The following is an 11884-nucleotide window of genomic DNA, read 5'->3' on the forward strand; positions in this document are numbered from 1 at the left end:
ACGGAGAACTACTGAATGTCCAAATTCTTCATCGACCGGCCCATCTTCGCCTGGGTGATCGCCCTGGTGATCATGCTCGCCGGTGGCCTGTCCATCCTCAAGCTGCCGATCAACCAGTACCCGAGCATCGCCCCGCCTGCGGTGTCGATCTCGGTCAGCTACCCGGGCGCCTCGGCGCAGACGGTGCAGGACACCGTGGTGCAGGTCATCGAGCAACAGCTAAACGGCATCGACGGCCTGCGCTACGTCAGCTCGGCGAGCAACTCCGACGGCAGCATGGAAATCGTCGTGACCTTCGAACAGGGGGTCAACCCTGACATCGCCCAGGTTCAGGTGCAGAACAAGCTGCAGCTGGCCACGCCACTGCTGCCGCAGGAAGTGCAGCAGCAGGGTATCCGCGTGACCAAGGCGGTGAAGAACTTCCTCATGGTGATCGGGGTGGTATCCACCAACGGCAGCATGACCCGCGAAGACCTCTCCGACTACATCGTTTCCAACCTGCAGGACCCGATCTCGCGGACCAAGGGCGTCGGCGACTTCCAGGTGTTCGGTGCCCAGTACGCCATGCGTATCTGGCTCGACCCGGCCAAGCTCAACAGCTTCCAGCTGACACCGGTCGACGTGCGCAGCGCCATCCAGGCGCAGAACGTGCAGATATCCTCCGGCCAGTTCGGCGGCCTGCCCGCCGCACCGGGCAATCAGCTCAACGCCACCATCATCGGCAAGACCCGTCTGCAGACCCCGGAAGAGTTCCGCAACATTCTGCTCAAGGTGCAGACCGATGGTTCTCAGGTACGCCTGGGTGACGTGGCCAAGGTCGAGCTCGGCGGCGAGAACTACGCCATCAACGCCCAGTACAACGGCCTGCCGGCCTCAGGTCTGGCAATCAAGCTGGCCACCGGGGCCAACGCCCTGGATACCGCCAAGGCGGTGCGCGAGACCATCGACAACCTCAAGCCGTTCTTCCCGACCGGCATGGAAGTGGTGTTCCCCTACGACACCACGCCGGTGATCTCGGCCTCCATCGAAGGGGTGGTGCAGACCCTGTTCGAAGCCATCGTGCTGGTGTTCCTGGTGATGTTCCTGTTCCTGCAGAACCTGCGGGCGACGATCATCCCGACCATGGCGGTGCCGGTGGTCCTGCTGGGTACCTTCGGTGTGCTGGCGGCATTCGGCTTCTCGATCAACACCCTGACCATGTTCGCCATGGTCCTGGCCATCGGCCTGCTGGTGGACGACGCCATCGTGGTGGTGGAGAACGTCGAGCGGGTGATGCGCGAGGACGGCCTGTCGGCCCGGGACGCCACGCGCAAATCCATGGGGCAGATCCAGGGCGCGCTGGTCGGTATTGCCCTGGTGCTGTCGGCGGTGTTCCTGCCGATGGCCTTCTTCGGCGGCTCCACCGGGGTGATCTACCGGCAGTTCTCCATCACCATCGTCTCGGCCATGACCCTGTCGGTGCTGGTGGCGCTGATCTTCACCCCGGCGCTGTGCGCCACCCTGCTCAAGCCCATCGACGGTGATCACCACGAGGCCAAGGGCGGCTTCTTCGGCTGGTTCAACCGTACCTTCGAGCGCGGCACCGAGACCTACCAGCGCGGCGTGGCGGCGATGCTCAAGCGCAAGCTGCCGTACCTGCTGCTGTATCTGGTGATCGTCGCCATCATGGCGTGGATGTTCTCGCGCATCCCCACCGCCTTCCTTCCGGAAGAAGACCAGGGCGTGCTGTTCGCCCAGGTGCAGACCCCGGCCGGTTCCAGTGCCGAGCGCACCCAGGTGGTGGTCGATGACATGCGCAAATACCTGCTCGAGGACGAAGACGCCGTGGTCAAATCGGTGTTCACCGTGACCGGCTTCAACTTCGCCGGCCGTGGCCAGAGCTCGGGTATGGCCTTCATCATGCTCAAGCCCTGGGGCGAACGTCCCGGCGCGGAGAATGGCGTCGCCGCCCTGGCGCATCGCGCGCAGATGCACTTCTTCAGCTTCCGCGATGCCCTGGTGTTCGCCTTCGCCCCACCGGCGGTGATGGAGATGGGTAACGCCACCGGCTTCAACCTGTTCCTTCAGGATCAGGCGGGCGTCGGCCATGAGGTGCTCAACCAGGCCCGTGACAAGTTCATCCAGCTGGCCAACAAGCATCCGGTGCTCAGCAGCGTGCGGGCCAACGGCCTGCGTGACGAGCCGCAGTACCAGTTGCTGATCGACGACGAACGCGCCAGCGCGCTGGGTCTGTCGCTGGCAGACATCAACAGCACCCTGTCGATTGCCTGGGGCGCCAGCTACGTCAATGACTTCATCGACCGCGGTCGCGTGAAGAAGGTGTACCTGCAGGGCACCGCCGAGTCGCGCATGAGCCCGGAAGACCTGAACAAATGGTACATCCGCAACGATCAGGGGCAGATGGTGCCGTTCAGCGCGTTCGCCAGTGGCGAGTGGACCTACGGCCCACCCAAGCTGTCGCGCTACAACGGTGTTTCCGCAGTGGAGATTCTCGGTGCGCCGGCCCCCGGCTTCAGCACCGGTGACGCCATGGCTGCGGTCGAGGAAATCGCCTCGCAACTGCCGGAAGGTGTCGGCTTCGCCTGGACCGGCCTGTCCTACGAGGAGCGCCTGGCCGGTTCGCAGACCACCGCGCTGTTCGTGATTTCGGCGATCGTGGTGTTCCTCTGTCTGGCCGCGCTGTACGAGAGCTGGTCGATCCCGTTCTCGGTGATGCTGGTGGTGCCGCTGGGGATCATCGGTGCGCTGCTGTTCACCGAGCTGCGCGACCTGTCCAACGACGTGTTCTTCAAGGTCGGCCTGCTCACCACCATCGGTCTGTCGGCGCGTAACGCGATCCTCATCGTCGAGTTCGCCAAGGCGCAGTACGAGCAGGGCATGGGCCTCGCCGAGGCGGCCATCGAAGCCTGCCGGATGCGTCTGCGCCCGATCGTGATGACCTCACTGGCGTTCATCCTCGGCTGTCTGCCGCTGGCCATCGCCAGTGGCGCCGGTGCCGGCAGCAAGCACGCCATCGGTACCGGGGTGATCGGCGGGATGATCAGCGCCCTGGTGCTGGCGATCTTCTGGATTCCGCTGTTCTACGTCGTGGTCTGCTCGCTGTTCGAGAAGAAAAAGCAGCCGGCCGATAACAACGAGAAGGAGGTACTGCAATGAGGCAGTCCCTGTTGTCCCTGGCCGTCGCCACTGCCCTGCTCAGTGGCTGCAGCCTGATTCCCGACTATGAGCGCCCGGATGCCCCGGTCGCGGCCGACTGGCCGCAGGGCGAGGCCTACGGCAGCGCGGCCAGCGAAGGCAGCCGCGCCGCCGCCGACCTGCAGTGGCGCGAGTTCTTCCGTGACCCGGCCCTGCAGCGGCTGGTGCAACTGGCACTGGAGAACAATCGTGATCTGCGTGTCGCGGCGCTGAACGTCGAAGCCTACCGCGCGCTGTATCGCATCCAGCGCGCCGACCTGCTGCCCTCGGTGTCCGCCGACGGCAGCGGCACGCGCCAGCGCCTGCCGGGTGACCTGAGCCAGACCGGCGAGGCCCGCACCTCCGGGCAATACAGCGCGACACTGGGCGTCAATGCCTGGGAACTGGACTTCTTCGGGCGTATCCGCAGCCTCAGCGAACAGGCCCTGCAGCAGTACCTGGCCACCGAGCAGGCCGCACGCAGCACGCAGATCAGCCTGGTCGCCAGCGTCGCCACCGCCTACCTGCAGTGGCAGGCCGACCAGGCCCTGCTGCAGCTGACCCAGGACACCCTGAAGACCTACGAAGACAGCTACCGCCTGACGCAGCGCAGCTTCGACGTCGGTGTCGCCGACGCCCTGGCCCTGAGCCAGGCACGCAGCGCGGTGGACAGCGCCCGCGTCAGCCTGGCGCAGTACCAGCGCCTGGTCGCCCAGGACCGCAACGCCCTGACCCAGCTGCTCGGCACCGGCCTGCCTGAGGAGCTGCCACAAGGGCTGGCGCTGGACGCCGATCTGCTGGAGCAGGTGCCTGCGGGCCTGCCTGCCGACCTGCTGCAGCGTCGCCCCGACCTGCTGCAGGCCGAATACCAGCTCAAGGCCGCCAATGCCAACATCGGCGCGGCGCGTGCGGCGTTCTTCCCGAGCATCAGCCTGACCGCCAACGCCGGCACGGCCAGCAGCCAGCTGTCCGGCCTGTTCGACGGTGGTTCGGGCACCTGGCTGTTCCAGCCGCAGATCAGCCTGCCGATCTTCAACGCCGGCCGTCTGCGCGCCAACCTCGACTACGCCGAGCTGCAGAGCGACATCAGCGTCGCGCAGTACGAGAAAGCCATCCAGGTGGCCTTCCAGGAGGTCGCCGACCGCCTGGCGGCGCGGACCACCTACCGCCAGCAACTGGACGCCCAGCGCGCCCTGCTGGAAACCACCGAGACCTACTACGAACTGGCCGAACGTCGCTACCGCACCGGTGTGGACAGCTACCTGACCCTGCTCGACGCCCAGCGCCAACTGTTCGCCGTGCGCCAGCAGCTGATCGGTGACCGCCTGGCCCAGCTGAGCAGCGAAGTGGAGCTGTACAAGGCCCTGGGTGGTGGCTGGAGCCCCGCCGCACAAGATTGATCGCGCGTCACCCGCATCAAGGACGACCTTATCCAACGCGCCGCCCCCGCAGTCTTTGCGGGGGCGTTTTTTTGCCGAAGCGCTTGGGGCTCAGCGCAACTGCGCCAGCAGCTGCGCGCAATCCTGCGCATGCAGCTCGGTCAGCTCCGGCCAGGGGTTGTCCGGCAGGTTGACCAGCACACCGCGAGCACCTGCAGCCTGGGCGCACTCCAGGTCGAAGCGGTAATCCCCCACCATCACCAGGTCCTGCGCGGCCACGGCCCAGCGCTGCGCCAGGTGCAGCAGGCCACCCGGGTGCGGCTTGGGCGGGGCTTCGTCACGGCCGAGAATGTCCGCCCTGGCAAAGCAGTCATCGAGACCGATGGCCTGCAGCGTCAGCAAGGCCAGCTCATGGGCATTGCGGGTGAGGATACCCAGCTGGCAACCCCGCTCGCTCAACTCACGCACCAGTTCGATGGCACCCGGCGCCGGTCGTGACGCCACGGCCAGCTCACGCTCGTGCTCGAGCAGCCAGGCATGCTTGGCCGCCGCCTCATCCGCCGGCAGGGCCGCCAGGTGATGGAGGATGTCGTCCCCCTCGGGAATGCCCAGCGCCCGCTTGATCGCGGGGAAATCATGCACCGCCAGGGTCAGGGTGCCGTCCATGTCGAATACCCAGTAGCGGGCCTCGCGCAGTGCCTTCACGAGCGGATCTCCTGGCTCATTTCCAGTCCTCGCGCACGCGGGTCAGGCCTTCCTGCGCGGCCGAGGCCACCAGCTCGCCCTGGCGGTTGTAGATGCTGGCGCGGGAGAAACCGCGCGCATTGCCGGCCCAGGGGCTGTCCATGGCGTACAGCAGCCAGTCGTCCATGCGCAGGTCGCGATGGAACCACAGCGAATGGTCGAGGCTGGCCACCTGCATGAACTTCTGGAACACCGATACGCCGTGGGGCTGCATGGACGTGGTGAGCAGGTTGAAGTCGCTGGCGTAGGACAGCAGGTACTTGTGCAACTGCGGGTCGGCCGGCAATTCGCCAGCGGCGCGGAACCACACGTACTTGACCGGTTCGCAGGGCTGCGGGGCAAAGGGGTTGATCAGGGTGACCGGGCGAATCTCGATGGGTTTGTCGCTGATCGCCCGTTCACGCAGGCGCTCGGGAATCATCGAGGCCACCATGCGCGCCAGTTCGGTCTCCGACTTCAGGTCTTCCGGGCCCGGCACATCGGGCATCTGGCTCTGGTGGTGAAAGCCTTCCTCGTCGTACTGGAAGGAGGCACTGCAGAAGAAGATCGGCTTGCCCTTCTGCACCGCCACCACGCGCCGGGTGCTGAAGCTGCCGCCGTCACGGGTGCGTTCGACCTGGTAGACCACCGGCAGGCTGGCATCCCCGGGGCGCAGGAAATAGCCGTGCATGGAATGCACGTGACGCGCTTCCTCGACCGTCTGGCTGGCAGCGGAAATGCACTGGCCGAGCACCTGGCCACCGAACAGCTGGCGGAATCCCAGGTCCTGGCTGCGGCCACGGAACAGGTTTTCCTCGATCTGCTCCAGGCTGAGCAGCGCGACCAGATCGTCGAGCACCTGGGTCATGGAGTGTCTCCTCATGCAGGGGGGTTACGGACCGTTGCAAAACTACCTGCGTTGGCAATACGGCGTTGAAAACACCCAGAAAATGCTCGTTCAGTCCAACCAAACTGCGCTTTCCAGCCGTTTCTGCCTTGTCTTGCCCAGGTTTCTCAATGGTCTGCTAGTCGCGGTTGAGAATAGGCCGGCAGGGACGTCAGGCGTTCATCCCACACGGCGCGGCCGAGGGTGAAATGGTAAAGGCTTTGCCAGCCGTTGTCGGCATCTCCGAGCAATTCGCGAAGAGCGTCGTCGAAATAGCAGCCAATCCCCGTCCCGGAAAGCCCCGCCGCCTCGGCCTCCAGATAGAGCAACTGGCCGATCAGGCCACATTCCCAGTAGAGCCTGGGATAACGCCAGTTGCCATTGGCAACGGCGCGCTCCACCCGCGCCAGCATGGCCAAGGCCACGCAGCCGTCGGCTGCGATGTCCTGGCCGCAACTGAGAAAGCCCGCCAGACCACGGGCGTCGCCTTCGAGCAGGCGGTACAGCGGCAGTTCGTCATCGACCCGCTGCCACAGGTAGTCCTCGCGCAGCGGCTGCGCCCCGCTGCCGCTGCGATCCAGCCAGTACAGACCGGGGGCCAGCCCCTGCACGCGATGGACGAACAGCAGCAGGTCGACCTCGCTCGGCTCGCCGGTCACGGCGAACGGCACCGGCGATCGCGCAGGCATCAGGCGGCGCAGCCAGGCCAGCAGCAACCCGGCCTGGATGCCGCTGCGCCCATCCATGCTCTGCGCACTGCGCCGACGGTGCAGGATCGGCCGCAGAGGCAGCCCCGGATTCTCGCCATGCACACTGGCCGGCGCCGTGTGCCACGAGGCGCGCGGACGCGCCGGTGCCCGGCAGAGTCCCTGCACCCGCTGCAATTCGGGCCAGTGGCGGTAGTCGCGTGACAGGCGGTTGGGCGTGCCACAACGCTGCAGGTGCGCCAGCGCGCTCAGCAAGGCCTCGGGCAGGGCGAACTCCCGCGTCTGCGCCGGGCCGATCCACAACAGGCAATCGCCGTGCTCGGCCTCGTGAAAGCCTTCGTCATCCAGCCCCAGCAGCGCATCCAGGTGCGCTTCGGCCACGCCATGCAGCAGGCGCACCTGCCAGCCCTGCACGCTGGCGGCGATGGCCAGCGCGGCCAGGGCATGGCCGAGATCATGCTGGCAGTAGCGATAGGCGCGCTCGCCATACTTCCAGGCCTCGCGCCAGGCGATGCTGCTCAGGCCGAGGAGCAAGCCGCCTGCCGGCAGGCTGCCGGCCAGTTGCTCGGCAACGGCCGCAGGCAGCTCGCTGCGCACCTCCAGCGCGTGCTGGTCGGGCGCGTAGTGCGCCAGCACAGCGTGCGCATCGACGGCACCGGCCGGCAGCAGCAGGTAGGCCTCGGTCGGGTGCAGGTTGCCGGATGACGGGTTGACCCGCAGCGCCCAGCGATTGCCGCCGGCCTCCTTCCAGGCGGAAATGGCCAGGCTGTCGTACAGCAGCTGCGAGACGCTGGCGCGATCCAGCGGCGCGGGCGGCGCCTGCACGCCGGCGAATGCCAGGTCGTACGCCGGGCTCTCCTCCAGCGGACGGTGGTACAGCGCGATCAGCCGGGCACCGTCATAGCGGCGAAACGGCGCCGGCTGGGTGGCCCAGTCCAGCTGTCCCGGGCCGGGAGCGAAACGCTCCGGGGCATGCTTGCTGAGCTGGTGATAGGCGAGCACATCGTTCATCGCTGCGCCTCCCACTGCGCACGGCGGATGCGATAGAGCACATGGGGCTGCAGCGGGTGGCCATCCGGCAGCTTCGGATGGAGGAAGTCACCGGCCTCGTCACGCTGCATGCCGATCGTGCGCATCACCGCCTGCGACGGCAGATTGGCCGGCACGGTAAAGCTCACCACCTGGTCCAGCCCCAGCTGTTCGAAGGCCACGGCCAGCGCGGCACAGGCCGCCTCGCGGGCATAACCCTGGCGCCAGTGCGCCCGCGCCAGGCGCCAGCCGATCTCGACGGCTGGCACGAACGGCGCGGCGAAGCTGACCCGCGCCAGGCCGGTGACGCCGATCAGCTCCCCGCTGTCACGCCGCTGCAGCGCCCAGAAGCCGAACCCATGCTCATCGAGGTGCTCACGCATGCGCGCCAGCATCTGGGCGCTCTGCTCGGCATCCAGCGGCGAAGGGAAATGGCGCATCACCTCGGCATCGGCATTGAGCGCGGCCAGCGCCGGCAGGTCACTGTCGCGCCAGGCGCGCAGCAACAGGCGTTCGGTAGCGGTTTCGATCAGGGGCATGACAGTTTCTCGATTGGCGGCGAGCAGATAACGTCGACTCGCTGGACACTCATTGTATGCCGCCTGGATCACGCCCTTCGCGCCAGGCATCGTCTGCCCATGGAGAAATGCCGCCGGCGTGATCGCCTGGCGGCAGCGTCGCCGACAGTCCCCAGCGCAGTCCCTCGCCCTGCGGCCGCCGCACCTGCTGCATATCGTGGCGATGCGGTTCTGCGTGGCGTGACGACTTTCTCGCACAGATTGAAAGAGGTTCAACGCGGCCCGTCTTTTTCGCCTTTACCGATAAAGTCAGACTGGGCCTCACTGCCTGCCGGCTTCAGGGCGCACATTCGTCGCCATCGATCAGCGGGGCAGCCGCAACGACGGATAACGCTCGTGTAGCGCATTCGCCTGTCCCAGCGCACCACAGGAAACCTGTAATGACCTCTCTTTCTCGCCCCATCCGCCGGGCCGCCAGCGCCTCCCTGCTGGCCCTTTCCATAGCCTTCGTCAACTCGGCCCTTGCCGCCCAGGTCGGCGATCTGGAAGTGGTCGCCGAACTGCCGATCCGCCCCGGCAACGTCGCCCCCAGCGCGGACGACCGGGTGTTTGCCACGGTCCATCCCCTGGGCGCGCCGGCTGCCGCTCAACTGATCGAAATCACCGGCCGCGACAGCTACAAGCCCTGGCCCAGCAGCACGCTGCAACGCGGTACCGCCGCTGCCAACGATGCGCAGATCGATACGCCGCTGGGCATCGCCATCGATGGCAAGAACCGCCTGTGGATAACGGACATGGGCCTGAACCTGGGCAAGACACGTCTGTGGGGCTTCGATGTCGCCACGGGCAGCGAGCTGTATCGCATCGAACTGCCCGCCGATGTCGCCCCCAAAGGCAGCTTCATCCAGGACCTGGCCGTCGACGACGACGCTGGCTGGATCTACCTGGCGGACATCGCCAACCCCGGCCTGATCGCCGTCGAAATCAGCAGCGGCAAGGCGCGGCGCTTCAGCGGCCATGCCGCGCTGCAGGCCGAGCCCGACGCCAGGATGGTCATCGGCGGCGTGCCGATCCAGTTCCAGGGCAAGCCCGCCAACGTGGCGGTCAACCCGATCACCCTGTCGGCCGACCACGCCACCCTGTACTTCGGCGCCATGAACGGCAAGACCTGGTACTCGCTGCCCAGCGAGCTGCTGCGTGACGGCGCCAGCGACGAGCAGATCGCGGCGGCCATCCAGCGTGTCGGTGCCAAGCCCGTTTCCGATGGCGCCGCTAGCGACGCCAAGGGCCGGCACTTCTTCACCAACCTCAACGACAACGGCATCGACCGGCTCGATAGCGATGGCACGCTTGAGCCACTGGTGCGCGACGCGCGACTGGACTGGCCGGACAGCGTGCATGTGGGTCACGACGGCTGGCTGTACATCTCGGTCAATCAGCTGTACAGAACCCCGGCCTTCACCGGTGGCAGCGATAGCGGCAAACCGCCGTATCGCGTGATGCGCGTGTGGCCGGGGAAATAAGCCGCCGCATCATCCATGCCCTGGCAGCGGTCATCCGCAGCCGCTGTCGAAACGGGGGCATGGCGATTGCCTCGATTGGCTGCGACCATATGCCATCGATTCGACGAGCACTGAGCCTATGCCGCTGCCGCTGGTCTACCACGAGGACTACAGCCCGCCCTTCCCGGCCGGGCACCGTTTCCCCATGGAGAAATTCCGCCTGCTGCGCGATCACCTGGTCGCCAGCGGCCTGACCACGGATGCCGAGCTGCTGCGCCCCGAGCTGTGCCCGGCGGAGATCCTGGCCCTGGTGCACTGCCCGGACTACATCGCCCGCTACATGGCCGGCGAGCTGGCGCCGGAGGATCAGCGCCGCCTCGGCCTGCCCTGGAGCGACGCCCTGGCGCGGCGTACCGTGCGCGCCGTGGGCGGCTCGCTGCTGACCGCCGAACTGGCGCTGCGGCATGGCCTGGCCTGCCACCTGGCCGGTGGCACGCACCACGCGCACTACGACTTCCCCTCGGGCTTCTGCATCTTCAACGACCTGGCGGTGATCGCCCGCTACCTGCTCGCGGCAGGACGCGTGCAGCGGGTGCTGATCTTCGACTGCGACGTGCATCAGGGCGACGGCACCGCGCGCCTGCTGGAAGACGAGCCGGAGGCGATCACCGTGTCCCTGCACTGCGAGCAGAACTTCCCGACGCGCAAGGCACGCAGCGACTGGGACATCCCCCTGCCGCGCGGCATGGGCGACGCCGACTACCTCAAGGTGGTCGACGACACGCTCAACTACCTGCTGCCGATCTACCAGCCGGACCTGGTGCTCTACGACGCCGGTGTCGACGTGCACAAGGACGACGCCCTGGGCTACCTGCACCTCACCGACGCCGGCCTGGCGGCCCGTGACGAAGCCGTGCTGGATCATTGCCTGGGCCGTGATATCCCGGTGCTGGGGGTGATCGGCGGCGGCTACTCGAAGGACCTGCCCGCCCTCGCCCGCCGCCATGGCGTCCTCCACCACAGCGCGGCGCGCGTGTGGGCCGCGCGCGGGCTGGGCTGAGCGACAAACGCGAACAGCGCTATCGATTCGGCCATGGCATCGGCATAATCCGCCGTTGCCCTCAAGGAGAACACCTCATGGAAGATTCATTCGCGCTGAACAAGGCCAACTGGAACGACCGCGCCGCCCTGCATGCGGCCTCCCCCGAGTACCAGGCGCAGCAGTTCATCGACACGGCCGAGCACCTGTCCGACGTGGTGCGCTTCGACCGTCCTCGCCTCGGCGATATCAGCGGGCTGCAGGCGGTTCACCTGCAATGCCACATCGGCACCGACACCCTGTCACTGGCGCGCCTGGGCGCCGAGCTTACCGGCCTGGACTTTTCCGATGCGTCGCTGGCGCAGGCGCGGCAGCTGGCCAGTGCCTGCAACCAACCTATCCGCTTCGTCGAGGCCCCGGTCTACGACGCTGCGCAGGTGCTCGGCGAGCAGCGCTACGATCTGGTCTACACGGGCATCGGCGCGCTCAACTGGCTGCCACGCATCGACGACTGGGCCGCCAACGTGGCCGCGCTGCTCAAGCCGGGTGGGCGACTCTTCCTGCGCGAGGCGCACCCCGTTCTGCTGAGCCTCGACGAGACCTGCGAAGGTGAGTTGCGCATCGTTCATCCGTACTTCGAACACCGCGAGCCGCTGGTCTGGGACGACACGCAGACTTATGTGCAGACCACGGCGCCGCTGATGGCGACCGTGACCCACGAGTGGAACCATGGCCTGGGCGAGATCATCTCGGCCCTGCTGCGCCACGGCATGCAGCTGAGCGCACTGCAAGAGCACGACAGTGTGCCCTGGGAGGCGCTGCCAGGGCAGATGGTGCGCGGCGCCGACGGTGAGTGGCGCCTGCAGACGCGGCCGGAGCGCCTGCCGATGAGCTACACGCTGCAGGCGGTGAAGCGCCCCTGAGCGC

Annotated in this window: 9 protein-coding genes; 5 read left to right on the top strand and 4 right to left on the bottom strand. The window is 67.0% G+C overall.

Going from position 1 to position 11884, the window contains the following annotated elements:
* Positions 1–15: 15 nt before the first annotated feature.
* Positions 16–3156, top strand: coding sequence for an efflux RND transporter permease subunit (locus tag JLK41_RS20625; protein WP_210389718.1), 3141 nt, complete (start codon positions 16–18; stop codon positions 3154–3156).
* Complete coding sequence (adeC, locus tag JLK41_RS20630) at positions 3153–4574, top strand: AdeC/AdeK/OprM family multidrug efflux complex outer membrane factor (protein WP_037051767.1); 1422 nt, start codon at positions 3153–3155, stop codon at positions 4572–4574. Before JLK41_RS20625 ends, adeC begins: the two co-directional genes overlap by 4 nt.
* A 90-nt stretch (positions 4575–4664) precedes the next feature.
* Here the strand turns inward: adeC and JLK41_RS20635 are convergent, their stop codons facing one another.
* The 4 genes from JLK41_RS20635 to JLK41_RS20650 all read right to left on the bottom strand — a co-directional run bounded on the left by JLK41_RS20635 (position 4665) and on the right by JLK41_RS20650 (position 8437).
* On the bottom strand, positions 4665–5258 hold the full coding sequence (locus tag JLK41_RS20635; RefSeq protein ID WP_210389719.1) for an HAD family hydrolase: 594 nt from the start codon (positions 5256–5258) through the stop codon (positions 4665–4667).
* 16 nt (positions 5259–5274) lie between these two features.
* Positions 5275–6144, bottom strand: a complete 870-nt coding sequence (gene tesB, locus JLK41_RS20640; RefSeq protein ID WP_047591382.1) for an acyl-CoA thioesterase II — start codon at positions 6142–6144, stop codon at positions 5275–5277.
* A gap of 146 nt (positions 6145–6290) precedes the next feature.
* The gene (locus tag JLK41_RS20645) at positions 6291–7880 is read right to left on the bottom strand and encodes a SagB/ThcOx family dehydrogenase (RefSeq protein ID WP_210389720.1); all 1590 of its coding nucleotides are present in this window, start codon (positions 7878–7880) and stop codon (positions 6291–6293) included.
* Positions 7877–8437 carry a GNAT family N-acetyltransferase gene (locus tag JLK41_RS20650; RefSeq protein WP_175252635.1) on the bottom strand — a complete coding sequence of 187 codons (561 nt, stop codon included), beginning with the start codon at positions 8435–8437 and terminating at the stop codon, positions 7877–7879. The genes JLK41_RS20645 and JLK41_RS20650 overlap by 4 nt, the downstream gene beginning before the upstream one ends.
* Before the next feature lie 419 nt (positions 8438–8856).
* Here JLK41_RS20650 and JLK41_RS20655 point away from each other — a divergent pair, with 419 nt between their 5' ends.
* The 3 genes from JLK41_RS20655 (at position 8857) to JLK41_RS20665 (ending at position 11880) form a co-directional block, all read left to right on the top strand.
* Complete coding sequence (locus tag JLK41_RS20655; RefSeq protein WP_210389721.1) at positions 8857–9939, top strand: L-dopachrome tautomerase-related protein; 1083 nt, start codon at positions 8857–8859, stop codon at positions 9937–9939.
* A 118-nt stretch (positions 9940–10057) separates the two neighbouring features.
* Positions 10058–10978 carry a histone deacetylase family protein gene (locus JLK41_RS20660; RefSeq protein ID WP_210389722.1) on the top strand — a complete coding sequence of 307 codons (921 nt, stop codon included), beginning with the start codon at positions 10058–10060 and terminating at the stop codon, positions 10976–10978.
* Positions 10979–11055: 77 nt separating this feature from the next.
* Entirely contained in the window at positions 11056–11880 is an 825-nt protein-coding gene (locus JLK41_RS20665; RefSeq protein ID WP_210389723.1) for a class I SAM-dependent methyltransferase, read from the top strand.
* The last annotated feature ends 4 nt before the right edge of the window (positions 11881–11884 follow it).

Source organism: Ectopseudomonas khazarica (assembly GCF_017915135.1).
GTDB lineage: Bacteria > Pseudomonadota > Gammaproteobacteria > Pseudomonadales > Pseudomonadaceae > Aquipseudomonas > Aquipseudomonas khazarica.

Bases quoted from the DNA above. Each gene is read 5' to 3' on its own strand.
- JLK41_RS20625 (WP_210389718.1), top strand. From the start codon at position 16: ATGTCCAAATTCTTCATCGACCGGCCCATCTTCGCCTGGGTGATCGCC.
- adeC (WP_037051767.1), top strand. From the start codon at position 3,153: ATGAGGCAGTCCCTGTTGTCCCTGGCCGTCGCCACTGCCCTGCTCAGT.
- tesB (WP_047591382.1), bottom strand. From the start codon at position 6,144: ATGACCCAGGTGCTCGACGATCTGGTCGCGCTGCTCAGCCTGGAGCAG.
- JLK41_RS20645 (WP_210389720.1), bottom strand. From the start codon at position 7,880: ATGAACGATGTGCTCGCCTATCACCAGCTCAGCAAGCATGCCCCGGAG.
- JLK41_RS20650 (WP_175252635.1), bottom strand. From the start codon at position 8,437: ATGCCCCTGATCGAAACCGCTACCGAACGCCTGTTGCTGCGCGCCTGG.
- JLK41_RS20655 (WP_210389721.1), top strand. From the start codon at position 8,857: ATGACCTCTCTTTCTCGCCCCATCCGCCGGGCCGCCAGCGCCTCCCTG.
- JLK41_RS20660 (WP_210389722.1), top strand. From the start codon at position 10,058: ATGCCGCTGCCGCTGGTCTACCACGAGGACTACAGCCCGCCCTTCCCG.
- JLK41_RS20665 (WP_210389723.1), top strand. From the start codon at position 11,056: ATGGAAGATTCATTCGCGCTGAACAAGGCCAACTGGAACGACCGCGCC.